Source organism: Micromonospora krabiensis (assembly GCF_900091425.1).
GTDB classification, from domain to species: domain Bacteria; phylum Actinomycetota; class Actinomycetes; order Mycobacteriales; family Micromonosporaceae; genus Micromonospora; species Micromonospora krabiensis.
Genome location: NZ_LT598496.1, coordinates 6,498,717 through 6,525,605 on the forward strand (window position 1 = coordinate 6,498,717; position 26,889 = coordinate 6,525,605).

General features: G+C 73.3%; 26 protein-coding genes. 12 read left to right on the forward strand and 14 right to left on the reverse strand.

Features of this window, described 5'->3' with window-relative positions; all coding sequences use genetic code 11:
* Positions 1-39: 39 nt before the first annotated feature.
* Positions 40-1,017: a carbohydrate kinase family protein gene (locus tag GA0070620_RS29930; protein ID WP_091596464.1), complete on the forward strand. Its 978-nt coding sequence runs from the start codon at positions 40-42 to the stop codon at positions 1,015-1,017.
* Between the two features lie 158 nt (positions 1,018-1,175).
* Here the strand turns inward: GA0070620_RS29930 and GA0070620_RS29935 are convergent, their stop codons facing one another.
* Positions 1,176-1,409, reverse strand: coding sequence for a sulfurtransferase TusA family protein (locus GA0070620_RS29935; protein ID WP_091596467.1), 234 nt, complete (start codon positions 1,407-1,409; stop codon positions 1,176-1,178).
* Entirely contained in the window at positions 1,406-2,557 is a 1,152-nt protein-coding gene (locus GA0070620_RS29940) for a cysteine desulfurase family protein (protein WP_091596470.1), read from the reverse strand. Before GA0070620_RS29940 ends, GA0070620_RS29935 begins: the two co-directional genes overlap by 4 nt.
* A 199-nt stretch (positions 2,558-2,756) precedes the next feature.
* Here GA0070620_RS29940 and ctaC point away from each other — a divergent pair, with 199 nt between their 5' ends.
* Both ctaC and GA0070620_RS29950 read left to right on the forward strand, forming a co-directional pair.
* A complete protein-coding gene (gene ctaC / locus GA0070620_RS29945) occupies positions 2,757-3,728 on the forward strand; it encodes an aa3-type cytochrome oxidase subunit II (RefSeq protein WP_091596473.1) in 972 nt (323 codons plus the stop codon).
* Between the two features lie 10 nt (positions 3,729-3,738).
* Positions 3,739-4,164 carry a cytochrome c oxidase subunit 4 gene (locus GA0070620_RS29950; protein WP_091596476.1) on the forward strand — a complete coding sequence of 142 codons (426 nt, stop codon included), beginning with the start codon at positions 3,739-3,741 and terminating at the stop codon, positions 4,162-4,164.
* 533 nt (positions 4,165-4,697) lie between these two features.
* Here GA0070620_RS29950 and GA0070620_RS29955 read toward each other — a convergent pair.
* From GA0070620_RS29955 to GA0070620_RS29970, 4 genes are all read right to left on the reverse strand, one after another.
* Positions 4,698-4,904, reverse strand: a complete 207-nt coding sequence (locus GA0070620_RS29955) for a hypothetical protein (RefSeq protein WP_091596479.1) — start codon at positions 4,902-4,904, stop codon at positions 4,698-4,700.
* Positions 4,905-5,536: 632 nt separating this feature from the next.
* The gene (trpD, locus tag GA0070620_RS29960) at positions 5,537-6,583 is read right to left on the reverse strand and encodes an anthranilate phosphoribosyltransferase (protein ID WP_091596482.1); all 1,047 of its coding nucleotides are present in this window, start codon (positions 6,581-6,583) and stop codon (positions 5,537-5,539) included.
* An 86-nt stretch (positions 6,584-6,669) separates the two neighbouring features.
* Complete coding sequence (locus GA0070620_RS29965) at positions 6,670-7,065, reverse strand: hypothetical protein (RefSeq protein ID WP_091596485.1); 396 nt, start codon at positions 7,063-7,065, stop codon at positions 6,670-6,672.
* A 106-nt stretch (positions 7,066-7,171) separates the two neighbouring features.
* Positions 7,172-8,155: a cytochrome c oxidase assembly protein gene (locus GA0070620_RS29970; RefSeq protein ID WP_091596488.1), complete on the reverse strand. Its 984-nt coding sequence runs from the start codon at positions 8,153-8,155 to the stop codon at positions 7,172-7,174.
* 108 nt (positions 8,156-8,263) lie between these two features.
* Between GA0070620_RS29970 and ctaE the strand changes: the two genes are divergently transcribed.
* From ctaE to GA0070620_RS29995, 5 genes are all read left to right on the forward strand, one after another.
* The gene (gene ctaE, locus GA0070620_RS29975; RefSeq protein WP_091596491.1) at positions 8,264-8,863 is read left to right on the forward strand and encodes an aa3-type cytochrome oxidase subunit III; all 600 of its coding nucleotides are present in this window, start codon (positions 8,264-8,266) and stop codon (positions 8,861-8,863) included.
* 72 nt (positions 8,864-8,935) lie between these two features.
* Entirely contained in the window at positions 8,936-9,772 is an 837-nt protein-coding gene (qcrC, locus tag GA0070620_RS29980; protein WP_091596494.1) for a cytochrome bc1 complex diheme cytochrome c subunit, read from the forward strand.
* A gap of 67 nt (positions 9,773-9,839) precedes the next feature.
* Positions 9,840-10,928, forward strand: coding sequence for a cytochrome bc1 complex Rieske iron-sulfur subunit (gene qcrA, locus GA0070620_RS29985; RefSeq protein ID WP_091596497.1), 1,089 nt, complete (start codon positions 9,840-9,842; stop codon positions 10,926-10,928).
* Entirely contained in the window at positions 10,925-12,553 is a 1,629-nt protein-coding gene (gene qcrB, locus GA0070620_RS29990; protein ID WP_091596500.1) for a cytochrome bc1 complex cytochrome b subunit, read from the forward strand. Before qcrA ends, qcrB begins: the two co-directional genes overlap by 4 nt.
* Before the next feature lie 270 nt (positions 12,554-12,823).
* Entirely contained in the window at positions 12,824-13,531 is a 708-nt protein-coding gene (locus tag GA0070620_RS29995; protein WP_091596503.1) for a DUF4142 domain-containing protein, read from the forward strand.
* Between the two features lie 62 nt (positions 13,532-13,593).
* On the opposite strand, the gene GA0070620_RS30000 is transcribed toward GA0070620_RS29995, so the two are convergent.
* The 5 genes from GA0070620_RS30000 to GA0070620_RS30020 form a co-directional block, all read right to left on the reverse strand.
* Positions 13,594-13,881 (reverse strand): Lrp/AsnC family transcriptional regulator, encoded by a 288-nt coding sequence (locus GA0070620_RS30000; protein ID WP_013287689.1) that lies wholly within the window; start codon positions 13,879-13,881, stop codon positions 13,594-13,596.
* A 36-nt stretch (positions 13,882-13,917) separates the two neighbouring features.
* A complete protein-coding gene (locus tag GA0070620_RS30005) occupies positions 13,918-14,790 on the reverse strand; it encodes a nucleotidyltransferase family protein (protein WP_091596505.1) in 873 nt (290 codons plus the stop codon).
* Between the two features lie 2 nt (positions 14,791-14,792).
* Positions 14,793-15,335, reverse strand: a complete 543-nt coding sequence (locus GA0070620_RS30010) for an NUDIX hydrolase (protein WP_091596508.1) — start codon at positions 15,333-15,335, stop codon at positions 14,793-14,795.
* 52 nt (positions 15,336-15,387) lie between these two features.
* Positions 15,388-17,178, reverse strand: a complete 1,791-nt coding sequence (locus GA0070620_RS30015) for a RelA/SpoT family protein (RefSeq protein WP_091596510.1) — start codon at positions 17,176-17,178, stop codon at positions 15,388-15,390.
* 130 nt (positions 17,179-17,308) lie between these two features.
* Positions 17,309-19,066 (reverse strand): DEDD exonuclease domain-containing protein, encoded by a 1,758-nt coding sequence (locus GA0070620_RS30020; RefSeq protein ID WP_091596513.1) that lies wholly within the window; start codon positions 19,064-19,066, stop codon positions 17,309-17,311.
* Between the two features lie 128 nt (positions 19,067-19,194).
* On the opposite strand from GA0070620_RS30020, the gene GA0070620_RS30025 reads away from it, so the two are divergent.
* The 4 genes from GA0070620_RS30025 (at position 19,195) to GA0070620_RS30040 (ending at position 23,738) form a co-directional block, all read left to right on the forward strand.
* Positions 19,195-20,724: an NYN domain-containing protein gene (locus GA0070620_RS30025; RefSeq protein WP_091596516.1), complete on the forward strand. Its 1,530-nt coding sequence runs from the start codon at positions 19,195-19,197 to the stop codon at positions 20,722-20,724.
* Positions 20,725-20,913: 189 nt separating this feature from the next.
* Positions 20,914-21,135 carry a hypothetical protein gene (locus GA0070620_RS30030; protein WP_091596519.1) on the forward strand — a complete coding sequence of 74 codons (222 nt, stop codon included), beginning with the start codon at positions 20,914-20,916 and terminating at the stop codon, positions 21,133-21,135.
* Between the two features lie 222 nt (positions 21,136-21,357).
* Positions 21,358-22,617 carry a M48 family metallopeptidase gene (locus tag GA0070620_RS30035; RefSeq protein ID WP_091596522.1) on the forward strand — a complete coding sequence of 420 codons (1,260 nt, stop codon included), beginning with the start codon at positions 21,358-21,360 and terminating at the stop codon, positions 22,615-22,617.
* Positions 22,614-23,738, forward strand: a complete 1,125-nt coding sequence (locus GA0070620_RS30040; protein ID WP_091596525.1) for a glycosyltransferase family 4 protein — start codon at positions 22,614-22,616, stop codon at positions 23,736-23,738. Before GA0070620_RS30035 ends, GA0070620_RS30040 begins: the two co-directional genes overlap by 4 nt.
* A 170-nt stretch (positions 23,739-23,908) precedes the next feature.
* Here GA0070620_RS30040 and GA0070620_RS30045 read toward each other — a convergent pair whose 3' ends face one another.
* From GA0070620_RS30045 to GA0070620_RS30055, 3 genes are read right to left on the reverse strand one after another with little or no spacing between them, the layout of a single operon-like run.
* Positions 23,909-24,580, reverse strand: a complete 672-nt coding sequence (locus GA0070620_RS30045) for a lysophospholipid acyltransferase family protein (RefSeq protein ID WP_091596528.1) — start codon at positions 24,578-24,580, stop codon at positions 23,909-23,911.
* Positions 24,550-25,176 carry a TetR/AcrR family transcriptional regulator gene (locus GA0070620_RS30050; RefSeq protein ID WP_091596531.1) on the reverse strand — a complete coding sequence of 209 codons (627 nt, stop codon included), beginning with the start codon at positions 25,174-25,176 and terminating at the stop codon, positions 24,550-24,552. The genes GA0070620_RS30045 and GA0070620_RS30050 overlap by 31 nt, the downstream gene beginning before the upstream one ends.
* Positions 25,177-25,217: 41 nt before the next feature.
* Positions 25,218-26,885 carry a putative bifunctional diguanylate cyclase/phosphodiesterase gene (locus GA0070620_RS30055; protein WP_172836636.1) on the reverse strand — a complete coding sequence of 556 codons (1,668 nt, stop codon included), beginning with the start codon at positions 26,883-26,885 and terminating at the stop codon, positions 25,218-25,220.
* Positions 26,886-26,889 lie beyond the last annotated feature (4 nt).

Below are 26,889 nucleotides of genomic sequence, written 5' to 3' on the forward strand. Positions count from 1 at the left end.
TAGGCTGACCGCGCCCTGCTCCCGACCCCGAGGGTTGACATGAAGATCGCGGTGACCGGATCCATCGCCACCGACCACCTGATGAGCTTCCCCGGTCGCTTCGCCGACCAGCTCATCGCCGATCAGCTGCACAACGTGTCGCTCTCCTTCCTGGTGGACGACCTGGTGCTGCGGCGCGGCGGCGTGGCGGCGAACATCGCCTTCGGCATGGGCCAGCTCGGCCTGAACCCGGTGCTGCTCGGCGCGGTCGGGGCGGACTTCGCCGACTACCGCTCCTGGCTGGAGCGCCACGGCGTGGACTGCGACTCGGTACACGTCAGCGAGGTGGCCCACACCGCCCGCTTCGTCTGCACCACCGACACCGACATGTGCCAGATCGCCTCGTTCTACGCCGGCGCGATGAGCGAGGCGCGCAACATCGAGCTGGCCCCGGTCGCCGAGCGGCTCGGCGGGCTGGACCTGGTGCTGGTCGGCGCGAACGACCCCGAGGCGATGCTGCGGCACTCGGCCGAGTGCCGGGAGCGCGGCTACGCGTTCGCGGCGGACCCGTCGCAGCAGCTCGCCCGGATGGACGGCGAGGACGTGGTGTCGCTGATCGACGGCGCCGACTACCTCATGACCAACGACTACGAGAAGTCGCTGCTGCAGAGCAAGGCGGGCCTGAGCGACGCCCAGCTGCTGGAGCGCGTCAAGATCCGGGTCACCACGCTGGGCAACCGCGGCGTGGAGATCGCCGGGCGCGACTTCGAGACGATCCACGTGCCGATCGCGCGGGAGATCCGGGCCGTCGACCCGACCGGTGTCGGTGACGGCTTCCGCGCCGGCTTCTTCACCGCGCTCTCCTGGGGCCTCGGGCTGGAGCGGGCCGCCCAGGTCGGCTCGCTGCTCGCCACGCTGGTGCTGGAGACCGTGGGCACCCAGGAGTACCAGGTCCGCCGCGACCTGTTCGTCAAGCGCCTCGCCGAGTCCTACGGCGACGTGGCCGCCGACGACATCCGCCCCCACCTCCTGCCCTAACCCCCGCCCCCCTGAGCGCCGCCCCCGCCCCCCGCCCCCCTGAGCGCCGTCGATCTTGCAGTTTTCGCCCCCACGAGGGGCGTTATGCCCTGATTCGCCGGGGCAGGAAGTGCAAGATCGCGGGGTGATGAGGGGCGGGGAGGGCGCGGGTGGGGGAGTCAGTGTCGGCGGCGGACGTCGTAGGCGGGGCCGTCCGGACCCGTCACCGTGCCCAGGAACTCCTGGCCGCGCATCCGGCACCACGCCGGGATGTCCACGGCGGCCGCCGGGTCGTCGGCGAGCACCCGCACCACCGTGCCCACCGGCAGCTCGGGCAGCCGCCGGGCCACCGCGATCACCGGCAGCGGGCAGCGCTGACCACGGCAGTCGAGCACCTCGTCGGGCAGCGTCACAGCCCCACCACCCCCGCCTCGGCGCGCAGGTCGGCCACGATCCCCGGCAGCTCGGCGAGGAACCGCTCGACGTCCGCCTCCGACGTCTCCCGGTGCAGCGAGACACGTACGTTGCCGTGCGACAGCACCCCCATCGCCTCCAGCACATGCGACGGGCGCAGCGTCGACGAGGTGCAGGACGAGCCGGAGGACACCGCGAAGCCCCGCCGGTCCAGCGCGTGCAGCAGCGCCTCCCCGTCCACGTAGAGGCAGGAGAACGTGACCAGGTGCGGCAGCCGGCGCTCCGGGTCGCCCACCACCTCCACGTCCGGCACCTCCGCCGCGACGCGCGCCCGGATCCGGTCCACCAGCGGCGCCAACCGGGCCGCCTCCGCGGCGGCGTCGGCCGCCACCGCGCGCAGGCTCGCCGCGGCCGCCACGACCGCGGGCAGGTTCAACGCCCCGGGCGTACGCCCCGACTCCCGCTCGTCGGCCGGATAGGGCGACTCCCACCGAGCGCCCTTCCGGACCACCAACAGACCGACACCCGCCGGGCCACCCCACTTGTGGGCGCTGGCCGTCAGCAGCGACCAGTCCACCGGAACCGGGGCCCGGCCGACCATCTGCGCCGCGTCCACGTAGAGCGGCACCCCGGCGTCGTCGCACGCGGCGGCCGCAGCGGCCACCGGCTGGACGGTGCCCACCTCGTGGCTCGCCGCGATCAGCGCGGCCAACGCCACCCCCGGCGCGCCGACCGCGGCCGACCACGCGTCCGGGTCCAGCCCGCCCAGCCGGTCCACCGGCACGGAGGTCGCCTCGCCTCCGTCGGCCACGTGCCGTTCCGCCGCGTGCAGCACGGCGGAGTGTTCGATCGCCGAGTGCACGAACGTGCGGCCCACCCGGCGCCGGCCGGCCAGGCCGCCGAGCACGGCGGCGTGCGCGGCGGCCGTGCCGCTGGCGGTGAAGGACAGCTCGTCGGCGCGTACGCCCAGCGTCTCGGCGGTCGCGGCGCGGGCCGCGTCGAGGAGTTGACGTGCCCGACGGGCCTGGGTGTAGAGCTTGCCCGGGTCAGCCCAACCGTCGTCGAGAGCGGCCAGCAGCGCCTGCCGCGCGACCGGATGCAGTGGCGTGGCGGTGGCCGCGTCCAGGTAGACCGGGGATGCGCTCACGACTACCTACGCTATCGCGAAAGACTCGGCCAAGATCCCCCGATGGGGGTGGACGGCCACCCCAACACGGTCGAGCCGGTCATGGTCGAGTAATCTGCGACCGTCGGTGACGCCTTTGCCGCCGGTGCTGTCGCTCCGCCCCGGCGGGGACCGACAGAATCAGACGAGACACCGCGGCGCGCTAGGGAGGCAGGACCAGGTGGTCGCAAGGAGTTCGGAGGTACGGCCGTCGGCCGTACGGCACAGCGCTTCCCCGGGAGCCGGCGGGCGCCGGCGGCGTGGTGCCGGTCGCCTCGCCGGGCTCGGTCTCGGCGGTGTGGCACTGCTGGTCCTGCTCACGGGTTGTGACGTCGGCGCGACGTTCGACGGCTTCGGTTGGCCGCAGGGCGGCATCACCCCCGAGTCGCACCGGATGTACGACCTGTGGATCGCGTCCTGCATCGCGGCGCTCGCGGTCGGCGTGTTCGTGTGGGGCCTGATCTTCTGGTGCATCGTGCGCTACCGGAAGCGGGGCAACGAGCTGCCGGTGCAGACCCGGTACAACCTGCCGATGGAGTTCCTCTACACCATCGCGCCGGTGCTGATCGTCTCCGTGCTCTTCTACTACACGGCGATCGTCCAGACCGACGTGAACAAGACGTCGAAGAACCCCGACGTGACCGTCGAGGTCGTCGCCTTCAAGTGGAACTGGCAGTTCAACTACCGTGACGGCGAGGGCACGGACGCCAACACCGTCGCCTCGACGCTTGGCACCAGCGAGGTCATCCCAATCCTCGTGCTGCCGACCAACCGGTCCATCCGGTTCGAGGAGACCAGCCGCGACGTCATCCACTCGTTCTGGGTGCCGGAGCTGCTGTTCAAGCGGGACGTCATGCCCGGCAAGATCCGGAACGTGTTCGAGGTGTCCAGCCTGGAGACCGAGGGCGCCTACGTCGGTCGCTGCGCCGAGCTCTGCGGCACGTACCACGCGTTCATGAACTTCGAGCTGCGCGTCGTGTCGCCGGAGAAGTACGACCAGTTCCTCGCGGCGAAGCAGGCCGGCCGCACCACGCAGGAGGCGCTGACCGCGATCGGCGAGGACCCGTACGCGGAGACCACCCGCCCGTTCGACACCCGGCGTACGACGAGCAACTTCAACCCGGACGACCTGCCGGTTGGCGCGGGGAAGTAAGGGAGCGGGCATGAAGACCGAGTGGCGTATCTTCCTTCTGATCGCCGGGTTCCTCGCCGGCGCGACCGTCCTCTACGGCGCCTGGACGCACGGCGAGTCCGGCCACATCGAGTGGGTCGGCACGGTGGCCCTGCTGCTGTCCTTCCTGCTGTGCTCGATGTGCGGTGGCTTCTTCTGGTTCGTGTCCCGCCGCATCGACCTGCGGCCGGAGGACCGCCCGGACGCCGAGATCGCCGACGGCGCGGGTGAGGTCGGCTTCTTCAGCCCGGGCAGCTACTGGCCCTTCGGGCTGGCGTTCGCCGCCGCCATCGCGGGCCTCGGCCTGGTGTTCTGGCAGTTCTGGCTGCTCGGCGTCGGCCTGGTGGCGGTCATCTTCGCCGCCTGCGGACTGCTCTTCGAGTACTACTCCGGCACCCGGCGCACCGCCGAGCACTGAGCCCGGCCGCACCACCGGACCACGACGACGGCCCGCCTCCTCCGGGAGGCGGGCCGTCGCGCGTCTACGACCCGGGCCGGTGGTCCTCCGCCGCCGCGCCTGCCCGCCGGTCCACCTCTGCGCCGGCGCGGCCGGAGTGCCGGTGGAGCGGGTTGGCGCTGTTCGGGGGTGTGGGCGCCGCACAGGGGCTTACCTGGTGGTGTTGCGCTGGTCGGGTAGCCGTGGCGGTTGGGTGGCGACGCGGGGGGCCGTGGACGCCGCACAGGGGTTGACCTGGGGTGGTGTCCTGGCCCGTCGCCCGTCGCCCGTCGCCCGTCGCCCGTCGCCCGTCGCCCGTCGCCCGTCGCCCGTGGCGCGTGGCCTGTGGGCCGTGGTAACCGGTGGCTTCGGTCGCGACGCTCGCGGCGGGTGGCCTGGTGGTCCTGACCTGGGCAGGCGTGATGACCGCGGGGCATAGGACACCAGGTGCCCGGCGTGGACGTCCGTCGCCAGCCACCAGCGCGCCGGGTGCTGCTGGGGTGTGGCGTGGGGCCTCAGGCGGCGCGGCGGTGGGTTGACCGGGGTCGGCGGCGGGCGGCGAGCTGCGGCGCGTGGAACGCGAACGTGGCGATCAACACGGCCGACCCGCACCCGGTGCAGACGAGCTCGGGACAGTCGGCGCCGTGCCCGTCGACGCACGGCGGGGCCTCGAAGGGCTGAACGCCCTCGCAGTTGTCGCAGTGGAACTCGCGGTCCGACACGGGCGTCTCCTCTCGCTCCGGTCCGCCGGCAGATGCCGCACACGACGGAGGTGAATCACTCCGATGTAGTTTCGCACGCGGGTCCGACAAGACCGCCTCGGCGGTGCGTTCCGGGCATCGCCCGTAGCCCTTACCTGGACCTGTGTTCGGCGGGACCGGATCGCGTGCCGCTGCCGGCCCCCACAGTCCTGTGCGCTGTGCGCTGTCTTCGGTCCGTCGGTGAGCGCGGACGGCGGAGATCGGCCCCCGCCCGAATGATCCACTCGACTTACTGGAAGGCGGCGTGTCGGGTCGGACGGGACAACCCGAGATCTAGGAAGTCGAGTGGATCACGGTGCGGGTGAGAAGCTCACCCCGGCCGAGCGCCCCCGCGCCGGCCCCGCCCCGCGCTCGTCGGCCGTGCCTCGCGCCGGCGTCGGGCCGGCCTCGCGTCGAGCCGGCCTCGCTCGGGCCGGCCTCGCTCGGGCCGGCCTCGCTCGGGCCGGCCTCGCGTCGGGCCGGCCTCGCGTCGGGCCGGGGGCCCTGCCCCCGCGCCAGACCCGTCCCTAGCTCGCCCCGCCTCGTCCTCGCCCCGCCTCGGGCCTGGCACACCGTAGCGGGCGCAGCCGGGCCGGGGCGTTGTGGGCGAGGGGTCAGAGCGCGCGGGCCACCTCGATCCAGCGGTCCAGGGTGGCCGTGGCCGCGCCGGAGTCGATCGACTCGGCGGCGCGGGCCATTCCGGCGCGCAGCGCGTCGGTCAGGTCGCCGTCCAGCGGGCCCTGCGTGGCCAGCGCCGCCGCCGCGTTGACCAGCACCGCGTCCCGGACCGGGCCGGGCTCACCGGCCAGTACGCGGCGCGCCACGCCGGCGTTGTACGCGGCGTCGCCGCCGCGCAGGTCGGCCAGGGTGGAGCGGGGTACGCCCAGGTCGGTGGCGTCGAGCACGGCCTCGCGGACGCTGCCGTTCTGCGCCGCCCAGACCCGGGTGGGGGCGGCGGTGGTGAACTCGTCGAGCCCGTCCTCGCCCCGCATGACGAGCACCGAGTCTCCGCGGGCGGCGAACACGCCGGCCATCACCGGCGCCATGCGCGGGTCGAAGCAGCCGACGGCGCCGGCCCGGGGGCGCGCCGGGTTGGTCAGTGGGCCGAGGAAGTTGAACACGGTGGGCACGCCGAGCTCGCGGCGGACCGGGCCGGTGTGGCGCATGCCCGGGTGGAACCGGGCGGCGAAACAGAAGCCGATGCCGGCCTCGGTGACGCAGCGGGCGACGGCCTCCGGATCCAGGTCCAGCGGTAGGCCGAGGAACTCCAGCAGGTCGGCGGTGCCGCAGGAGGAGGACGCGGCCCGGTTGCCGTGCTTGACCACGCGTACGCCGGTGCCGGCGACGACCAGCGCGGCCATGGTGGAGATGTTGACGGTGTGGGCCAGGTCGCCGCCGGTGCCCACCACGTCGAGCGCGGTGCCGCGGAGCTCCTCGGTGAGGGTGACCGGCACGGCGCGGCCGAGCATCGCCTCCACCAGACCGGCCAGCTCGGCGGAGGTCTCGCCCTTGGCGCGCAACCCGACGGCGAAGCCGGCGATCTGCGCCGCGGTGGCCGAGCCGGCCATGATCTCGCCCATGGCCCACGCGGTGTCGGCGGTGGAGAGCTCCTCGCCGCGCAGCAGCGCGTTGAGCAGGTGCGGCCAGGTCCGATCGCCCATCGCGGGCCTCCCGAGCGTGCGAAATGCGGGTGGGATGAACCGGCGCCGGTCGGTCCGGCGCCGTGGCGGTGCCGGAGCGGGGGACGTCAGGCGGGTGCGTGCGTCCGCAGCAGCTCGGCCACCGTGGTGCCGGTGGTCACCGGGTCGAGCGGGTGCACCAGGGTGGCGTCGACCTCGGCGTAGGCCGCGAGCCATCGGTCGGCGGCGCGGGCGATCACGAGGCAGGTCGGCGGCGCGTCGTCGCGGTCGTCCTTGATCTGGCGGGCGATGCCGAGGCCGCCGCCCGGGCTGGCCTCGCCGTCGAGCAGCAGCAGGTGGATCTCGTAGTCGTCGACGAGGCGGATGACCTCCTGGTAGGTCGACGCGTCGACGAACTCGACCTCCAGGTCGGGCGCGGGCCGGGTGCCGACGGCCAGCCGCATCCGGTCACGGACCTGCGGGTCGTCGCTGTAGAGCAGGACGGTGCACTGACGATCACTCATGACTCGACTGGCTCCCACCTCGTAGCTGCCCGCTGATGCTACCGGTCGACGTGACGTACGTGACGTCCCGCCCGCCCGGTCGTCGGGGCGTACCCGTCGACGCTGGTCAGGCCGCCGACTCCGCGGCGCGCTCGCGGGCCTCCTGGCGGTCCAGCTCGCGGTCGATCCGGCGGGCCTCGCGTTCGGACTGCTTGACCCACTGCACGACCAGCACCGCGAGCATGGTGACGCTGACGAACTCGCCGCCGGCCCACAGGATGCCGCCGGCGAGGACCTGGTCGTCCCACGGATCGGCCCAGGACAGGTTCAGCGAGGGGTACCAGTCGCCGCCGAAGAGCGTGCTGCTCTGCATGACGGTGAGCCCGAGCACCGTGTGGAACGGCACGGAGAGCAGCATCAGCAGCGCCCGGGCCGGGTACGGCCACCGGCCGGGCAGCGGGTCGAGGCCGAGCAGCGGCCAGAAGAACACGCAGCCGGTCATGATGAAGTGCGCGTGCACCAGCTCGTGCGCCCAGGCGTGCTCGAGCGTGTAGCGGTACAGGTCGGTGAAGTAGAGCACGAACGGGTTGACCACGAAGATGGCGAACGCCACCAGCGGGAAGCTGTAGACCCGGGCGACCCGGCTGTGCACGATCGTGAGCAGCCGCTTGCGGGGGCGCTGCGGCAGCGTCCGCAGGGCCAGCGTCATCGGCGCGCCCAGCGCCAGGAAGATCGGCGCGATCATCGACAGCACCATGTGCTGGACCATGTGCACGCTCAGCAGCGCGGTGTCGTAGGCGTGCAGGCCGCTCACCGTGACCAGCGCGATGCCGCCGAGGCCGGGTCCGAGGAAGAACACCGTCCGCGCGACCGGCCAGCGGTCGCCGCGCATCCGCAGCCGGTGTACGCCGTAGAGGTAGAGCCCGGCGGCGAGCACCAGGCCGAGCGCCAGCCAGCTGTCCAGCCGGGTCTCGGTCAGCAGGGCGCTGATGGTGAACGGTGGCGGGACGGCCTCGCCGCCCGCGGCCAGGCTCGGACCGGCCCAGGTCGCGTGGGCCGCGCTCGGCGGGACCGCCGAGGTGGCGGCGAAGATCGGATCGACGTGCAGCACGCTTTTCAGGCTAGGCCAGGCGAACCGGACGACCACGATCGGGCCACCCTGACCGCTGGTTTGGCCCCCCGCTGATCGTGACCGCCGGTCAGGGGCAATAATGACCGCGTGACTGCGGCCCCAGCCATTGACAAGAGCCGGATCCACTCCCTGACCCGACCCAACATGGTCAGCGTCGGGACGATCGTGTGGCTCTCCAGCGAACTCATGTTCTTCGCGGCGCTGTTCGCGATGTACTTCTCGATCCGCGCGGCTGCGCCCGAGCAGTGGGCGGAGCACACCGAGGTCCTCAACATCCCGTACGCGACCACCTTCACGGTGATCCTGGTGTTGTCCTCGGTCACCTGCCAGCTCGGCGTCTTCGCGGCCGAGCGGGGCGATGTGCACTCGCTGCGGCGCTGGTTCACGATCACGTTCGTGATGGGCCTGATCTTCGTGCTCGGTCAGCTGAACGAGTACCGCACGCTGGTGCACGAGGGCGTGAAGATCAACGAAGACGGTTACGGGTCGATGTTCTACCTGACCACCGGCTTCCACGGCCTCCACGTGACCGGCGGTCTCATCGCCTTCATCATCTTCATGATCCGCACCACCATGGGCCGGTTCACCCCGGCGCAGGCCACCTCGGCGATCGTCGTGTCGTACTACTGGCACTTCGTCGACGTGGTGTGGATCGCGCTCTACGCCATGATCTACTGGCTTCAGTGATCTTGGCGCGTCACGAACCGCGCCGCTGCTCCGTCCCCTGAGACAAGGTCCAACCGGTTAAGGACACAGGTCATGACTTCTGACAACGACCGCCGACGCGGTCTGCTCGCGCGGTTGCGCGGGCGGCCCGCCGCGCGCAGCAGGGGCCGCCGCCGGCTGGGTGCCGCGGTCCGGCTGGTCGCCGCGCTGATGCTCGCGGGCGGCGCCTACACGGTCTTCGCCCCCGGTGCCCAGGCGCAGGACGACCCCACGCTGACCGGCGCCGCCGCCGAGGGCAAGGCTCTGTTCGACGTGAGCTGTGTGACCTGCCACGGTCGCAACGCGCAGGGTGTCGAGGGTCGCGGCCCGAGCCTGATCGGTGTCGGCGCGGCCTCGGTGGAGTTCCAGGTCAGCTCCGGCCGGATGCCGCTGGCGCGGCAGGAGGCCCAGGCGCACCGCAAGCCCCCGCTCTTCACCGACGAGCAGACCCGCCAGCTCGCCCAGTACATCCAGGAGCTCGGTGGCGGTCCGGTCGTGCCGAACGGTGACGACCTGCACTCCGAGGGTGACATCGCGGCCGGCGGTGAGCTGTTCCGGATCAACTGCTCGCAGTGCCACGCCTTCGGTGGCGGTGGCGGCGCGCTCTCCTCGGGCAAGTTCGCCCCGAGCCTGCGCCCGGCGAGCGACCGGCAGATCTACGCCGCCATGCTGAGCGGCCCGCAGAACATGCCGGTCTTCGGGGACAACCAGATCACCCCGGAGCAGAAGGCCGACATCATCGCCTACATCCAGGAGACGCTGAAGCACGACCAGGACCCGGGCGGCTTCAACCTGGGCCGTTACGGTCCGTCGACCGAGGGTCTGGCGATCTTCCTGGTCGGCATCGTCGCGCTGGTCTTCGCGAGCCTGTGGATCGCGGGCAAGTCGTGACCGAGCTGACCTTTCGATTCAGTGCTGCGGTGCCGCCGCTCGGCGCCGCCGGTAACGAGGTGACGGCATGAGCACGCACACCGAGCACCAGACCCAGCAGGGCCGGGAACCGCTCGACGTGAACACCCCCGGGCTGACCCGCTTCGACATCGTCGAGGAGGGCGCCCGCCGGGACGACATCGAGATCGTCCACTACGAGCCGCAGGTCGCCCCGAACTCCAAGGCCGAGCGTCGGCTGGTCCGCCTGGTCGCCGGGCTCTTCCTGCTGACCGGCCTGCTGGCGACCGCGTTCCTGGTCATCTACATCTGGTGGCCGTGGGAGTACGAGGCCGGCCGCGGCGCCGACAAGCTCTTCACCCCGCTGCTCGGCGTCACCCTGGGCCTGGCCCTGCTGGGCGTCGGCTTCGGCATCCTCACCTGGGGCAAGAAGCTGCTGCCCAAGGAGGTGTCGATCCAGGACCGGCACGAGGGCGCGGTCTCCGCGGACGACCGGACCATCACCGGCCAGACCATGCTCTACATGGCCGACGAGCTGGGCGTGAAGCGCCGCCCGCTGCTCGGCATCTCGCTGCTGGCCGGTCTCGCGCCGGTCGCGGCGGTCGCCGCCGCGCCGCTGGTCGGTGGGCTGATCTCCAACCCGCACAAGAACAACCAGATGTTCACGACCGGGTTCGCCCCGGCCGAGGGTGGGCAGAGGATCCGGCTGGTCCGCGAGGACGGTCGTCCGATCCGCCCGGCCGACATCAGCGCGGGCGGTCAGCTGACCGTGTTCCCCGGCGTCGAGCACGGCGTGAGCAACCGGCACGCCGACTCGCCGACGCTGCTGATCCACCTGCGTGACTCCGACGCGCAGGAGTCGCGCAAGGCCAACGAGCGGGTCGGCCACGGCGACTACATGTGGGGCAACTACGCCGCGTTCTCCAAGATCTGCACGCACGCGGGCTGCCCGGCCAGCCTCTACGAGCAGCAGACCAACCGGCTGCTCTGCCCGTGCCACCAGTCGCAGTTCCTGATCACCGACAACGCCCGGCCCGTCTTCGGTCCCGCCAGCCGGCGGCTGCCGCAGCTGCCGATCGAGGTGGACTCCGAGGGCTTCTTCGTGGCGAAGTCCGACTTCACCGAGACCGTCGGGCCAGACTTCTGGGAGCGGCCATGAAGCGTCGTAAGTTCGACCTGGCGGCGACGCCGGGCAAGGCCGCCGCGGGGGTGGACGACCGCTTCCAGGTGGCGACCCCGCTGCGCCGGCTGCTGAACAAGGTCTTCCCGGACCACTGGTCCTTCCTGCTCGGCGAGATCGCGCTCTTCTCGTTCATCGTGCTGCTGCTGACGGGGGTCTTCCTGACCTTCTTCTTCGAGCCGGCGATGACCGAGGTGATCTACAACGGCAGCTACGCCCCCCTGCGGGGCACGCCGATGTCCGCCGCGTACGCCTCCAGCCTGGACCTGTCCTTCGAGGTCCGGGGTGGTCTGATCATGCGGCAGATGCACCACTGGGCGGCTCTGCTGTTCATGGCCGCGATCGTCGTGCACATGCTGCGGGTCTTCTTCACCGGTGCCTTCCGCAAGCCGCGTGAGACCAACTGGATCATCGGTTCGCTGCTGTTCTGGGTCGGCTTCCTGGCCGGCTTCACCGGCTACTCGCTGCCGGACGACGGCCTCTCCGGCACCGGTCTGCGGATCGCCTCGGCGATCATGCTGTCCATCCCGGTGATCGGCTCCTGGCTCACCTCGTCGATCTTCGGCGGCGAGTTCCCCGGCACGATCATCATCAGCCGGTTCTTCATCGCCCACGTGCTGCTCATCCCGGGTCTGCTGCTCGCGCTGATCAGCGCCCACCTCGGCCTGGTCTTCAAGCAGAAGCACACCCAGTGGCCGGGCCCGGGCCGGACCAACGGCAACGTGGTCGGCGAGCGGATGTTCCCGCGGTACGCCATCAAGCAGGGCGGCTTCTTCATGATCGTCTTCGGCGTGATCGCGCTGATGGGCGGTCTGTTCCAGATCAACCCGATCTGGCTCTTCGGCCCGTACGAGGCGTGGGTCGTCTCCGCCGCCAGCCAGCCGGACTGGTACGTCATGTTCCTGGACGGCTCCACCCGGTTGATGCCGGCCTGGCAGATCAACATCCCGATCGGTGACGGTTACGTCATTCCGCCGCTGTTCTGGCCGACGGTCGTGCTGCCCGGCATCCTGGTCGGTCTGTCCACGCTGTACCCGTTCATGGAGGCCCGGCACCTCAAGGACCGCAAGAGCCACAACCTGCTCCAGCGGCCCCGCGACGTTCCGGCCCGCACCGCGGTCGGCGCGATGGCGGTCTCCTTCTACGTGGTGCTGACCCTCTCGGGTGCGAACGACGTCATCGCCGACAAGTTCCAGATCAGCCTGAACGCGATGACCTGGGCCGGCCGCATCGGTCTGCTCATCGTGCCGCCGCTGGCGTACTACGTCACCTACCGGCTCTGCCTGGGCCTCCAGCAGCACGACCGGGAGGTGCTCGCGCACGGCGTCGAGACCGGCATCATCCGGCGCCTGCCGGACGGCCGGTTCGTCGAGGTGCACCAGCCGCTCAGCGCGGCGGACGGGCACGACGGCCACGGCGAGCTGCCGTACGTCGGTTGGGTCGTCCCGAAGAAGATGAACCGGCTCGGCGCCCTCGGCCCGGCCATCCGGGGCTTCTTCTACCCGATCGAGAAGCCGGTCGAGGCGCCGGTCTCGCCGGGGCACCCGCCGGTCGAGGCCCGACCGGAGCGTGAGGAGATCGGCAGCGGCGAGTCCCGCCGCTGACCCACGCACCACCTCGACGTGGCGCCCACCGGATCACCCGGTGGGCGCCACGTCCGTTTCCCGGCGCCGAGCCGTCGCGGTCCGGCACCGCGTGTTCCGGCGCGGCCGGACACGAGGGCCGGGACCGGGACGTACGCGTGGGAGGCGGGCCGGCCGGTCCGGAGCCGGACGGGTGAGCCCGGAGGCGACGGTCCCTCGCGGCGGGGGCTCGCAGGAATAACCCCGGTGAGCCGGGTATCCGTGCGGTCCAACGTCTCAAGGGGGGGAAGCATGTTGGGTATCAAACGCCTCGGCCTGCTGGCCGCGCTGGTGCTGGTCGGCGTCGCGCCGGCCGCCGCGGCGCAGGCCGCGGCACAGCCGTCGACGCAGGACACCCAGTACCTGCAGGCGATCCACCAGGTCAACCTGTTCGAGATCACCACGGGTGAGCTGGCCCAGCAGAAGGGCCAGAACCAGCAGGTCAAGGACCTGGGCAAGATGTTCGTGACCGATCACACCCAGCTGGACCAGACGGTGCAGCAGACCGCGTCCCAGCTCAACGTGCAGCTGCCCAACGGGCCCACCGCGGACCAGCAGGCCGTGATCGACCGGCTGAACAACGCCAGCGGTGCGGAGTTCGACCGGGAGTGGGTGACGGCCCAGCTGGCCGGCCACCTGCAGGCCATCCAGGCCACGCAGACCGAGATCTCGCAGGGCTCGGAGCAGTCGGTGATCCAGCTGGCGCAGACCGCGCTGCCGACCCTCCAGGCACACTATGACGAGCTCGTCCAGCTCGCCCAGCAGCTGGGCATCCCGGTCCCGCAGGCCAGCGCCAGCGGTACGCCGAGCCCCGGCGCGACCACCGAGTCGCCCGGCACCGAGTCGCCGGGCACCGAGTCGCCGGGCACCGAGGGCCCGGGTGGCGGCACCACCGAGTCGCCGGGCACCGAGGCTCCGGGTGGCGGCACCACCGAGTCGCCGGCTCCGAGCGAGAGCTGACGCCCAACCACAGCGGCGGCCGGTCCACCCACGGGGTGGGCCGGCCTCCGTGCGTCCGGGGCTCAGTCGGCGTTGGCCAGGCCGATCGCGAACGCCTCCTCCAGGTCGTGCTGCGAGTACGCCCGGAACGCGATGTGCGACTCGGTGTTCAGCACGCCCGGCACCTTCGAGATGCTGCCGGCGATCACCTGCGCGATCTGCTCGAACTCGCGGACCCGCACCATGGCGATCAGGTCGACGTGCCCGGCGACCGAGTAGACCTCGCTGACGCCGGGCAGGTTGGCCAGGGTCTCGGCCACCTCCGGGATCGAGTCGGTGGCGCAGTCGATCAGCACGATCGCGGTGATCACGGGACAGTTCTCCGTTCGTCGGCGTCGTCGCTCATGCTAGATCCTCGGCGCTGGGCGGGCGGCCGGCACGGTGAGGTCGTCGCCGGCCCGGACCACCTCGCGCAACCGCTCACCGGCGCGGACGGTGCCACCCGGCCAGACCACCGACCGCTCCACCTCCCCGTGCACGGTGGCGCCGGCCCCCACCACCGACTCGCGGCAGCGGCCGGTGACCGTGGCGCCCGGGCCGACCAGGCCGGCGGCGCCCGCCGCGTGCAGGTTCGCCGCCAGGTAGTCGGCCGGGGTGCCGGTGTCGTAGAAGGTCCCGCGGTAGGGGACCACGGTCAGCGCGCCCTCCGCCTCGGCCGGCCGCCACACCGCCCGGACGAGGTCGCCGAAGCCGGCCGGAAGGGCCCGGACCAGCCGCCACGGCAGCAGCGAGAAGCCGGTGAAGACGTGCCCGTCGAAGGTGCCGGGCGCCGACGGGTCGACGGCCGGCCGGCCCAGCAGGCGTACCTCGTGGCCGTCCCAGTCGTCGAGCAGCGCGGCGATGTCCGGGCCCGGCGGGGCGGCCGGGTCGGCCAGGTAGGCGTCCGCGTTGCCGACCAGCACCGGCCGGCCGGCGATCCAGTCCCGCAGGTGCGCGACGCCACCGGCGGTGCCGAGCGGGTCACCCGGCTCGACCGACAGGTGCGCCCGGTCACCGACGTGGGCGACCACCTGGTCGGCCAGGTAGCAGGCGTTCACCGCGACCCGCTCCGGCCCGACCAGGCCGAGCCCGGCCAGGCGGTCGAGCGCGCGGTCCAGCAGCGGGACGTTGCCGACCGGGCAGAGCGCCTTGGGCAGGCGTTCGGTGAGTGGACGCAGCCGGGTGCCCTCACCCGCGGCGAGCACGACGGCGCAGAGGTCGCCGGTGCCGGCCGCGGTCATCCTCACTCCTCCGCGCCGGGCACCGGCGGCGGGAACTGCCCGGCCAACGGACCGATCCCGTAGTAGCCGAGCAGCCGCGCCGTCGGCCAGCTGAGCTGCGGCAGGTCGTCCAGCGGGTGCCAGGCCGCCTCGAAGACCTCCGCCCCGTCGACCGTCAGCTCGGTCGTCGACGCGGGCACCTCGGTCTCGAAGACCATGTCCACCCAGCCCTTGGCGTGCACCAGGGCGTTCGGCACGGCCGGGCGCAGCCGGGTGGGGGAGAGCCGGATACCGGTCTCCTCGTGCAGTTCGCGGGCGGCACCCACCACCGGCGCCTCGCCGCGCTGGAGCAGGCCGGCGGGGAGCGTCCACCGGGTGCCGGGCGGCTGCCGCAGCAGCAGCAGGCGGCCCGTCCCCTCGGCCTCGGCGTCCCGGACCAGGGTGACCGCGCCGACGATGTACTTCGGCACGGCCAACCGGACGAGTCGGCGCCGCACGGGGATCGGCAACCGGTAGAAGAGCTGATAGGCGATGGCCCGGCCGGTGACGCGCGAGCGGGGGATCATGACTCCAGGCTAGTGGTCGCGAGCCGTCCTCGTGCCGGGCGGGGGCCGACGGTCACTGTCGGTGATCGACGAGGTCGATGAGCTGGCGGACCACGGCGTCCGGTTCGACGACCCGGTCGAAGACCGCGACCAGCAGCGTCTCCAGGTCGGGATAGCCCAGCTCCTCGGCGAGCCGCAGCAGCGGGAGGTCGCTGGCGAGGCCGCGGTTGTGCTGCCGCAGGGCGAGCCCGATCGTGGCCCGGCCGAGGCGAACCTTGTCACTGATCGTGATGCCTGGCGCGGTGTGCTCGGCGAACCAGCGGTTGATCTGCATCTGTGCGTGCGGCGACTTGACGAAGTCCAACCACTCCCGACGCGGACCGCGCGGTGCCGCCTCCGCCTCGAAACCGTTCTCGGCGTCGCTCTCGGTGAAGATCTCCACCACGTCGCCGTCCTCCAGCTCGGAGGAGAGCGGCGCGAGCCGGCCGTTGATCCGTGCGGCGAGACAGTGGTCGCCGCGTTCGGTGCCCAGCTCGTAGGCCAGGTCGACCGGGGTGGCGCCGGCCGGCAGCACGATCTGCCGTCCGTCGGCGAAGACCTGGATCTGCGCCTCGGCAAGGTCGCAGCGCAGCGACTCGAGGAACTGGGCCGGGTCGGACGCGTCCTGTTCCCAGTCGAGCACCCGGTGCAGCCACGCCAGCTGGTCGGCCCGCGCCGCCGCCCCGCCGCCCGCCCGGGGGAAGCGGTAGTCGGCGGCGATGCCGTACTCGGCGGAGCGGTGCATCTCCTCCGTGCGGATGAGCACCTCCACCGTGCGGTCCTTCGGGCCGCAGACGCTGGTGTGCAGGGACCGGTAGAGGTTGTTCTTCGGTGAGGCGATGTAGTCCTTGAAGCGGCCCGGCACCGGCCGCCACGTGCCGTGGATCGCGCCGAGAGCGGCGTAACAGTCGGTGGCCGGGCCGTCGACCACCACGGCGATGCGCGGCAGGTCGAACGGCGCCGTGTGCCCGCCGGCCACCGTGTCCTTCCAAATGGAGTAGAGGTGCCGGGGGCGCGGCGTCACCTCGGCGTCGACCCGGCTGCGGCGCAGGGCGACCTTCGCGCGGCCCACCACGTCCTCCAGGTAGGCGTCCCAGCCCGGCCGGTCGTGCACGTGCCGGGCGATCCGGGCGTGCTCCTCCGGCTCCAGGTGCAGCAGCACCACGTCGTCCAGTTCGCGTTTCAGGGTCTGGATGCCCAGCCGGTCGCAGAGCGGGACCAGCACCTCCTGGGTCTTGCGGGCGATCCGCTCCCGGGAGGCCGCCGAGCGTACGCCGAGGGTGCGCATGTTGTGCAGCCGGTCGGCCAGCTTGATGATCAGGACCCGGACGTCCCTGCCGGCCGCGATGATCATCTTGCGGGTCGTCTCGGCCTCCGCCGCCTTGCCGTAGAACGCCTTGTCGAACTTGGTGACCCCGTCGACCAGGTGCGCCACCTCCGGCCCGAAGTCCTCCGCGAGGGCCTGGAGCGTGTAGCGGGTGTCCTCCACCGTGTCGTGCAGCAGCGCCGCGACCAGGGTGGTGGTGTCCATCCCGAGGTCGGCGCAGATCTGGGCGACCGCCAGCGGATGCGTGATGTACGGCTCGCCGCTCTTGCGGAACTGGCCGCGGTGCATGTTCTCCGCGATCGTGTAGGCCCGCCGCAGCACCGACGGGTCGGCGCCCGCATGGATGGCACGGTGGGCCCGGACCAGGTGGCTGACCGGGTCGGTCTCGGCGGTCGGCCACGCGAGCAGCGACCGTAACCGGCGGGTCAGGGGCAGCTCGCCCGGCTGGGCTGGAAGGGCGCCCCCCAGGGCGGCGCCGTGTCCGGCGTCGACGTCCACGAGGGACACCTCCTCACCCCGGCCCCCGCGGTGCCGGTGACCCGGCAACCGGGAGCAGGCCCACGAATCGGGCAGGACTGCACTTCTCTAACAGCCTAAGGGAGTCGACGTAGTCCGATCGGTCAGTTGGTCATGAGCGTTCGGTCGAGAGTTGGTGGGACAGGGAACCTTCGGCCTTGGCCAGAAGGTCGCGGAACCGGCCCGCACCCCGCACCGGGGACGACCATCCGGAGGACATCTCGACGAGCCGGGTCTCCGGTCGCTCCAACCAGGACAGGATGCGCTCGGACTCCTCGGCCGAGGCTCGGGGCACCGGCCCGTGCCCGGCCGGGACCGTCTCGGCGGTGGCCCGGATGTCGGCCAGCGTCGGTCGCGGATGGACGCCCGGCGGGGACACCCCGGCGCCGGCCAGCCGGCCGTGCCGGACCAGGGCCAGCTCCCAGCCGCCCCGGGCGGCCGGCCGGGCCGCGGCCAACTCGGCGATCCCGGCGAGCGCGTTGAGCCGCTGCATGCGTACGGCCACCCGCAGCACCGCCGCCAGCCGGGACCGGACCACGGCGGCCTCCTCGTAGCGCTGGGCGGCGGAGAGCACCTCGATCCGGGCCAGCAGGGCGTCCACCACCACCTGCGGGTCGTCCGCGGCGGCGGTGCGGAACGGCGCGGCGGCGCGGTCCTCGTACTCCTCGGGGGTGATCCGGTGCTCGCACGGCGCCGGGCAGCGACCCAGCTCGGCCAGCGCGCAGGCCGGCGTGACGGTCCGCAGCGAGAGCTTGTGCGTGCACTGCCGCAGCGGCACCGCGTCGTGGAAGCCCGCCGCGGCCAGTTCGGCGGCGCGACGGGAGGTGAACGGCCCGAGGAAGGACCGGTCGGCGGGGGAGACGTCGCGGACCACGGACAGCCGGGGGTAGTGCTCGTCGGTGAGCTTGAGCCAGACCATCCGCTCCGGATACTTCGAGCGCCGGTTGTACGGCGGCGCGTGCGCGGCGATCAGCCGCAGCTCGCGGACCTCGGCCTCCAGCGAGTGCGCGCACTCCACCGCCTCGACCCGCTCCGCGGCGGCGAGCATCTCGGAGATCCGGGCCCGCTTCTCCGCCGCCGTGAAGTAGCTGCGGACGCGGGTGGCGATGTCGACCGAGGTGCCCACGTAGAGCGGGCGGTCGTCGGCGGCCCGGAAGATGTAGACGCCCGGCGCCTTCGGCAGCCCGTCGGCGAGGTGCCGCTTGCGACGCTGGGTCGGCGTCACCGCCCGGGCGAACTCGATCGCGTCGCCGATGGTGTCGACGCGGTGACCGCCGAGCCGGGCGATCAGACCGTGCAGCACGTCGACGGTGGCCTTCGCGTCGTCGAGGGCCCGGTGGGTCGGCTGGGTGGCGGTGCGGAAGTAGGCCGCGAGGGTGCCCAGCTTGCGGTTGGGCACCTCGTCCCGGGTGAGCACCCGGCGGGCCAGCGCCGCCGTGTCGAGCACCCGGGGGTTGGGCCAGCGGTAGCCGTGCTTCGCGCAGGCCGCCTTGAGGAAGCCCACGTCGTAGGGCGCGTTGTGGGCCACCAGCACGGCGTCGGCGATGAACTCCAGGAAGCTCGGCAGCACCTGCTCGATCGGCGGCGCCGGCACCAGCATGGCCTGCGTGATGCCGGTCAGCACGGTGATGAACGGCGGGATCGGCTGGCCCGGGTTGACCAGCGTGGCCAGCACGCCCAACTGCTCACCGCCACGGACCTTGACCGCCCCGATCTCGGTGATCCCCCCACCGTCGGGGGCCCCGCCGGTGGTCTCCAGGTCGACCACCACGAAGGTGGTCGCGTAGAGCGGCAGCGCCGGGTCGATCCCGCCGTCCCCGCCGGGGTCGAGACCGGCCAGCGTCTGCTGGACGTACTCCGCCTGTGCCATCCGCGGCACGCTAGCGCCACGGTCCGACACTCCCGTCTCAGCTGCCCCAACAGTCACCACGAGGGCTAGGATGAGAGATCGGCTCACTCACCGGGCGGTGAGCCCGGTCGCGGTGGGAGACTTGCCACATGCCCCTCACCGAGCCGTACGACGACCACCTCCCGCCGGAGGACCAGGTCGCCGCCGCGCGCGACGCCGGTGAGGACGCTGGGCCGGGTCCGGATGATCCGGGTTCCGGTGCGCTCGATCCCACGCCCGCCGCGCGTGACGCCGGGTCGGACGTCCGTGACGTCGCGGCCGGCGCGTCGGGTGGCGACAGGCGCGACGTGGTCGACGGCGGCGCGGCGGCCGAGTCGGAGCCGGTCCTGCCCGAGCCGGTGCGGCAGCGGATCGTGGCCCTCACCGCCGCGGTGCTGCCCGGCCTGCCCACTGACGAGGTGCCCGTGCCGCTGCGCCGGGTCGCCAAGTTCGCCCCCAACCGCCGTGCCCGCCTGGGCGCTCCCATGATCGCCGCCCAACTCGCCGCAGACCCGCTGTTCCGGCAGCGGGTGACCGCCCGGGTGCTCGCCGACGCGGGCGACCTCGGCGCGGCCGTGGTCGAGGGGACGGCCCCGGCCGCCGCCGACCCGGTCGAGGTGGCCGCGCTGGCCTACCTGGCCCGGCCACGCGGGTGGCGGGAGCTGATCGACGCCAGCGGGGCCGCGGTCCGCGCCGAGGCGGACAGCGCGGTCGTCGCCGAACTGGTCCGCGAGGCCGAGCAGCGGGCCACCCGCGCCGAGCACGACCGGGCGGTGGCGCGAGTCGAGGCCGAGAAGCTCCGGGACGAGCTGGCCCGCGTCCGCGAGGAGCTGGGTCAACTGCGGGAGGAGTCGCGGCAGCTGGCCCGCGCGCTGCGGGAGACCCAGGCCCGGGAGAAGCGCGCGAGCGACCTGCTCGCCACCGAGCGCGGCCGGGCGGCCCGGGCGGCCGCCGACGCGGAGGCCGAGCTGCGCCGGGCACGGGCGCGGCTCGCCGAGGCCGAGGCCGCCGCGGGCGTGGCCCGGGCCAGCGCCAAGGAAGCCCGTTCGGTCGACGACGCCCGGCTCTGGCTGCTGCTGGAGACCATCGGCCAGGCCGCCGTCGGGCTGCGCCGGGAGCTGGCCCTCGACCCGGTGGAGATGCTGCCGGCCGACTTCGTGGCCGACGCGTTCGCCGACCAGTCCGCCGCGACGGGCACGGGCGCCGCCGCCCGCGCCCGGGACACCGACGACCCCGCCCGGCTGGACCAGCTGCTCGCGCTGCCCCGGGCACACCTCGTGGTGGACGGCTACAACGTCACCAAGCGCGGCTTCGGCGAGATGTCGCTGGAGCAGCAGCGCAAACGGCTGATCACCGGCCTCGGTGGCATCGCGGCGCAGACCGGTGACGAGGTCACCGTGGTCTTCGACGGCGCCGAGCGGATCCACGGGCTGCCGCCCGCGCCACGCGGCGTACGGGTGCTGTTCTCGCGCAAGGGCGAGACCGCCGACGAGCTGATCCGGCGCCTGGTGCGTGCCGAACCGTCGGGCCGTCCGGTGGTGGTGGTCTCCTCCGACCGGGAGGTCGCCGACGGGGTGCGCCGGCACGGCGCGTACCCGCTGGGCGCGGACTCGCTGCTGCGCCGCCTCGCACGCTCCTGACACCTCGTCGAGGCCGCCCCGGCCGATCTTGGTACGAAATGGCCCCTCCGGGGGCGTCTTCTCACCAAGATCGCTGTTGGTGACGGCTGGGCGGATTTGTCGTACCCGCTGAATAGCCTCTCCTCACCGACGGTGGTCGGGTGGCGACCGCGGGGTCGCCCTCGCCGCCGCAGCTCGTCAGGAGGCTTCATGCTCATCGACTGCGACCGGTGCGCCGTCCGGGGGGCCGGCTGTTCCGGCTGCCTGGTGACCGCGCTGCTCGACGACCGGTCCCCGGGCTCCGACCTCGGCCCCGCCGAGCACCGGGCGATCGAGGTGTTCGCCCGAGCCGGCTTCGACGTCGAGGTGCTCCCCGCGCCGCGTCGCCCCGCCGACCGGCCCCGCCCGTCCCGTCGGCACCGGGTGGCCTGAGTCGGCCGGGCGGTGCCACCGGGCGTGCCCGTCCTGCCGGCACCGGGTGGCCTGAGGTCGGCCGGGCGCTGCCGCCGGGCGTGGGCGGGCGAGCCATAGGATGGGCGCTCACGGCGGGAGGAGCGGCGGGATGAGGCGGGAACGGCACAGCGGCGGTGGACGCCCGGCGACCGGGTCGCACCGCGCCGCGGTCGTGCCGGCCCGGCGCGGCGGGGTGCGGCGATGAGCACCCGCGGCTGGGCGCTGCTGACCCTCGCCGGCCTGGCCCTCGCGCTGGTCGTCGTCGCCGTGCTGCTGATCCCCTGGCACCGGCCGCCGGCGCCCCGGGCCGACCAGCTCGCCGCGCTGCGTGACCTCCCGCCCGACCAGGTGGCCCGGGGCCGCGAGTTCCGGGCCGCGCTGCGCCCGGGTGGCTACGCCGCGCTCGCCGTGGGCCTGCTCGTCGCCCTCGCGCTCGGGCTGACCCCGCTGGGCGGTCGGCTGGTCGAGGTGGCGGGCCGGCCGTTCGGCGGCCACTGGGCGGCCCAGGCGGTGCTCGGCGGGTTGGCCGTCGTGCTCGTCGCCGACCTGGTCACCCTCCCGTTCGCCGCCTGGCGGCAGGCCGTGCTCACCCGCTACGGGTTGAGCACCAACGGCTGGGGCGGCTGGGCGGTGGACCTGCTCAAGTCGTACGCCGTGAGCGCGGTGATCGGCGCGGTGGCGCTGTTCGGCTTCTACGCCGTCATCCGGCTCGCACCGCGCTGGTGGTGGGCGTTCGGCGCGGCCGGCGCGGCCTGCCTGGTGGTGCTGCTCTCCTTCGTGCTGCCGGTGGTCGTGGAGCCGGTGTTCAACCGGTTCACCCCGATGGAGCCCGGGCCGCTGCGCACCGAGCTGATGTCCATGGCGGCCCGCGACGGGGTGCCGGTGCGCGACGTGCTGGTCGCCGACGCCTCGCGACGCACCCGGGCCGTCAACGCGTACGTCTCGGGTCTCGGGCCGACCCGGCGGGTCGTCGTCTACGACACCCTGCTGCGCGAGGCGTCGCCGGCGGAGGTGACCGCCGTGGTGGCGCACGAGTTGGGGCACGCGCGGGACCGCGACGTGACGGTCGGCACGGTGACCGGGGCGTTGGGCGCGGCCGCCGCCGTGGTCGCCCTCTACCTGATCGGCTCCTGGGCGCCGTTGCTGCGGCTGGCCGGTGTCGACTCGGTGGCGCAACCGCGCGCGTTCCCGTTACTGGTCGCCCTGGTCACGGTGGTCGGTCTGGTCGCCACACCGGTCCAGGCGCTGATCTCGCGCCGGGTGGAGGCGCGCGCCGACGCGCACGCGCTGGCCCTGACCGGCGACCCCGCGGCGTTCGAGTCGATGCAGCGCCGCCTCGGGTCGGTCAACCTCTCCGACCCCGACCCGCCCCGCTGGGAATATCTCTACTCGGCGACCCACCCGTCCACGGTCGAGCGGATGGCCGCCGCCCGCGCCCACGCCAGGGAGGCCGGCAGATGAGTCGGACGCTGCTGATCACCAACGACTTCCCGCCCCGCCCGGGCGGCATCCAGTCGTTCGTGCACAACCTCGCGCTGCATCAGCCCTCCGGTTCCGTGGTGGTCTACGCGTCCCGCTGGCGGGGCGCGGACAAGTTCGACGCCGACCAGCCGTTCGAGGTGGTCCGGGATCGCACGAAGGTGCTGCTGCCCACCCCGCGGGTGGCGCGGCGGGCGGCCCGACTGGCCCGGGCGTACGACTGCGACACGGTGTGGTTCGGCGCGGCGGCCCCCCTCGGCCTGCTCGCCGCCGGTCTGCGGCGCCGGGCCGGCATCCGCCGGGTGGTGGCGCAGACGCACGGGCACGAGATCGGCTGGGCGGCCCTGCCCGGTGCCCGGGCGGCCCTGCGGCGGATCGCCCGGGGCGTCGACGTGACCACCTACCTCGGGGAATACACACGCACCAGGTTGGCGCGGGCGGTGGACGGGCTGACCGAGCTGCACCGGCTCGCGCCCGGTGTGGACGTGGACACCTACCACCCGGGCGTCGACGGGGAGCCAGTGCGCAAGCGCCTCGGGCTGGCCGGCCGGCCGGTGGTCGTCTGCGTGTCCCGTCTGGTGCCGCGCAAGGGCCAGGACATGCTGATCCGGGCCCTGCCGGAGATCCGTCGCCGGGTGCCCGACGCGGCCCTGCTGATCGTCGGCGGTGGCCCCTACCGGACGGCGCTGGAGAAGCTCGCCCGTGACACCGGGGTGGAGCGGGACGTGGTCTTCACCGGGTCGGTGCCGCACGGCGACCTGCCGGCCCACTACGCGGCCGGCGACGTCTACGCGATGCCGTGCCGCACCCGCAACCGGGGCCTGGACGTCGAGGGGCTGGGCATCGTTTATCTGGAGGCGTCCGCGACCGGCCTGCCGGTGGTCGCCGGCGACTCCGGCGGCGCCCCGGACGCGGTCCGCGAGGGCGAGACCGGCTACGTCGTCGGCGGCCGGGACGTCGGCCGGCTCGCCGATCGGGTGTCCCGGCTGCTCGCCGACCGCGACCTGGCCCGACAGCTCGGTGCCGCGGGACGGGCGTGGGTGGAGCGGGAGTGGCGCTGGGAGACCCAGGCGCAGCGGATGGCGACGCTGCTCGCCGGCTGAGCGGTCCACGCCAGGCCGTCACGAGCAGCGACGTGGTGGCCTCGCGCCGCGGGGAGGTCACTGCTTCGGGGATGTTGTGGCCTCGCGGCCGCTGGGAGGCGACTGCTTCGGGGATGTTGTGGCCTCGCGGCCGGGCGGTGCGCCACGACGACGGGCGGCGCGCGCGGGTCTCAGGCGGCCTGGGTCTCGCGCTTCGGGGCGTACCGGGGCACGTACTCCTGGCCGGTCAACGCCTGGATCGTCGCCATCACCTCGTCGGTGAGGAGGCGGACGTCGCGTGGTTCGTGGACCCGGCCGGCGATCGTGATGGGCGGGCCGAAGCGCAGGGTCACCGGGTGCCGGCGGGGGAGGCGGGCGTCGATGGGGAGCACCTCCGCGGTGCCGAGCACACCGACCGGGATGATCGGCACGCCCGCGTCCCGGGCCAGTCGGACCACGCCCGTGCGGCCGCGGTGCAGACGTCCGTCGGGTGAGCGGGTGCCCTCGGGGTAGACGGCGACCAGGCCGCCGGCGCGCAGCACGGGGATCGCGGCGTCGAACGCGGAGAGTACGGCCCGTCCGCCAGCGCGCTCCACCCGGATGGCGCCCATGCCGTTCACGACCTGCCGCCTGAGCCAGCCGCGCGGGCCCCGGCCGGAGAAGTACTCGGCCTTGGCCCAGAAGGCGACGTGGCGGGGGGTGACGGCGGCGAGGAACAGTTCGTCGGCGACGGAGAGGTGGTTGCCGGCGAGGATCGCGCCGCCGTGCCGAGGCACGTGTTCCAGCCCTTCCACCCGTGGGTGCCAGCCGAGCCGGAGGGCGCGGCCGACAGTCAGCTTGGCGAGGTCGTAGAGCAGCGGCACGTGTCCTCCGGTGGGGTGGGGGCGGGACCGAGGTGGGCGTCCAGCGTCGCCCGCAGCAGGGCGTCGTCGTCGGCGGCGCCGGTCGCGAGTTGGAGGCTGCCCCATGCCCAGAGTTGGGCGATGCCGTGCAGGTTGGCCCAGAGCGCGCCGGCGAGGACTCCGGCTTCGGCGTCGGCCGGGCGGCGCACGCGCGCGACCAGGTCGACCAGCAGGGCGAACAGGGGCAGGCTGCTGTCGCGCAGCCCGAGCCGGCCGCTGTCCAGCAGGTCGTGCCGGAACATCAGCTCGAACATGCCGCGGTGGGCGGCGGCGTAGTCGAGGTAGGACCGGCCGAGCGCGACGAGTTGGTGGCGTGGGTCGGGTCCGGCGTCCCGCACGGTGGTGGCGACCCGGGCGGCGAGTTCGGCGTAGCCCTCGCGGGCGATGGCGGAGAGCAGGTCGAGGTGGGTGGGGAAGTACCGCCGCGGCGCGCCGTGGGAGACGCCGGCCCGTCGGGCGATCTCCCGCAGGGACACGGCGGCCAGGCCCTCACGGAGTACGAGGTCGACTCCGGCGGCGACCAGCCGGGACCGGACGTCGCCCTCGGATTCGCTCATAGACACTGTCTACCAGTCTCGGTAGACACTGTCTACGCCGGTCAGCCGATCCGCTCCAGGATCCGCTCCGCCGGTGCCGGCCGACCGAAGTGCCAGCCCTGGCCGGCGTCGCAGCCGATCGCCCGCAGCCGCTCGGCCTGCCCGGCCGTCTCCACCCCCTCGGCGGTGACGGTGAGGTCCAGCGCGTGCGCGAGCGACACCAGGGACGCGAGGATCCGCTCGTCGGTCCGGCGGGTCGGCTCCGCCGCCGGGGCACGCAGCCCGGCCACGAACTCGCCGGCCACCTTCAACTCGGTCACCGGCAGGTCCCGCAGGTACGCGAGGTTGCTGTAGCCGGTGCCGAAGTCGTCGATGGCGATCCGTACGCCCAGGTCGGCGAGGACCCGCAGGGCCTTCACCGGCTCCTCGGTGGTGCTCATCATCGTGCTCTCGGTGATCTCCAGCTGGAGCCGTTCGGGCGGCAGGCCGGTGCGCTTCAGCAACGCGCGTACCTCCTGGACCAGGTCCGGGCGGTGCACCTGGCGCACGGCCAGGTTGACGCTCACGAACGGGGCCGGCGCGCCGCGACCGGACCAGCGCTCCGCCTCCCGGCACGCCTCGGCGAGAACCCAACCGCCGAGCGGCACGATCAGCCCGGTCTCCTCGGCCAGACCGATGAAGCTGTCCGGCCGCAGCACGCCCAGCTCGGGATGGCGCCAGCGGACCAGCGCCTCCACCCCGAGCAGGCGTCCGTCGCGCAGCGAGGTGAGCGGCTGGTACTCCAGGTAGAACTCGCCCCGGTCCAGGGCCGCGGGGATGGCCGCGGAGAGCGCGTAGCGAGCCCGCTCGCGCCCGTTGCGATCGGCGTCGTAGACCTCCCAGCGGGCACCGCCGGCGGCCTTCGCCCAGTGCAGGGTGGCGTCGGCGGCCCGCATCAGGTCGCCCGGGGTGGTGCCGGCGACCTGCTGCTCGACGATCCCGATGCTCGCCGTCACACAGAGCTCGTGACCGTCCACGAGGGCCGGTTCGCAGACCGCCGCGAGGGCGGTGTCGGCGACCGCCACCACGTCGGCGGTGCCACCGGTCCGCTCGACCAGCACGACGAACTCGTCCCCGCCGATCCGGGCCACCAGGTGACCGTCGAGGGCCCGGCGCAGCCGGCTGGAGACCATGGTCAGCAGCCGGTCACCGACCTGGTGCCCGAGGGAGTCGTTGACCACCTTGAAGCGGTCCAGGTCCAGGAAGCAGAGCCCGAGGCGCTCCGCGCCCCGGCCCGGCTCGTTGAGCGCGGCGGTGAGGCGCTCGGTGAACAGGGCGCGGTTGGGCAGCTCGGTGAGGGAGTCGTGGGTGGCCTGGTGACGGAACCGCGCCTCGCTGGCCCGCAGCGCGCGCTCCGCCTGCGTACGGGCCGCCATCACCGCCCGGCGGATCGACTCCTGCTCGTCGAGCGTACGGTCGCGCAGGGCGCGCGCGTAGCCGGTGGCGACCGCCGCGAGCAGCCGGGCCATCCGGTCCTCGACGTCGTCGGCGACCAGGCCCAGGTCGCGGACCAGCCGGAGCTGGACGACTTCGACGGTCCGGCCCAGTCCCTCGGCCGAGGCGATGTGGTTGGCGACCAGCTCGGCGCCGACCCGGTGACCGGGGCGCAGGTCGAACGGCTCGGCCTGCAGGGCACCGGCCAACTGGTCGGTGAGCCGTTGCAGCAGGGCCTCCAGCTGTGCCTGGGGCATCGGC

Bases quoted from the DNA above. Each gene is read 5' to 3' on its own strand.
- GA0070620_RS30005 (WP_091596505.1), bottom strand. From the start codon at position 14,790: ATGACCGCGGCCGGCACCGGCGACCTCTGCGCCGTCGTGCTCGCCGCG.
- GA0070620_RS30010 (WP_091596508.1), bottom strand. From the start codon at position 15,335: ATGATCCCCCGCTCGCGCGTCACCGGCCGGGCCATCGCCTATCAGCTC.
- GA0070620_RS30035 (WP_091596522.1), top strand. From the start codon at position 21,358: ATGAGCACCCGCGGCTGGGCGCTGCTGACCCTCGCCGGCCTGGCCCTC.
- qcrB (WP_091596500.1), top strand. From the start codon at position 10,925: ATGAAGCGTCGTAAGTTCGACCTGGCGGCGACGCCGGGCAAGGCCGCC.
- GA0070620_RS30055 (WP_172836636.1), bottom strand. From the start codon at position 26,885: ATGCCCCAGGCACAGCTGGAGGCCCTGCTGCAACGGCTCACCGACCAG.
- GA0070620_RS29950 (WP_091596476.1), top strand. From the start codon at position 3,739: ATGAAGACCGAGTGGCGTATCTTCCTTCTGATCGCCGGGTTCCTCGCC.
- GA0070620_RS30020 (WP_091596513.1), bottom strand. From the start codon at position 19,066: ATGGCACAGGCGGAGTACGTCCAGCAGACGCTGGCCGGTCTCGACCCC.
- qcrA (WP_091596497.1), top strand. From the start codon at position 9,840: ATGAGCACGCACACCGAGCACCAGACCCAGCAGGGCCGGGAACCGCTC.
- GA0070620_RS29930 (WP_091596464.1), top strand. From the start codon at position 40: ATGAAGATCGCGGTGACCGGATCCATCGCCACCGACCACCTGATGAGC.
- GA0070620_RS30030 (WP_091596519.1), top strand. From the start codon at position 20,914: ATGCTCATCGACTGCGACCGGTGCGCCGTCCGGGGGGCCGGCTGTTCC.
- GA0070620_RS29995 (WP_091596503.1), top strand. From the start codon at position 12,824: ATGTTGGGTATCAAACGCCTCGGCCTGCTGGCCGCGCTGGTGCTGGTC.
- GA0070620_RS30025 (WP_091596516.1), top strand. From the start codon at position 19,195: ATGCCCCTCACCGAGCCGTACGACGACCACCTCCCGCCGGAGGACCAG.
- trpD (WP_091596482.1), bottom strand. From the start codon at position 6,583: ATGGGCGATCGGACCTGGCCGCACCTGCTCAACGCGCTGCTGCGCGGC.
- qcrC (WP_091596494.1), top strand. From the start codon at position 8,936: ATGACTTCTGACAACGACCGCCGACGCGGTCTGCTCGCGCGGTTGCGC.
- GA0070620_RS29965 (WP_091596485.1), bottom strand. From the start codon at position 7,065: ATGAGTGATCGTCAGTGCACCGTCCTGCTCTACAGCGACGACCCGCAG.
- GA0070620_RS30050 (WP_091596531.1), bottom strand. From the start codon at position 25,176: ATGAGCGAATCCGAGGGCGACGTCCGGTCCCGGCTGGTCGCCGCCGGA.
- GA0070620_RS30040 (WP_091596525.1), top strand. From the start codon at position 22,614: ATGAGTCGGACGCTGCTGATCACCAACGACTTCCCGCCCCGCCCGGGC.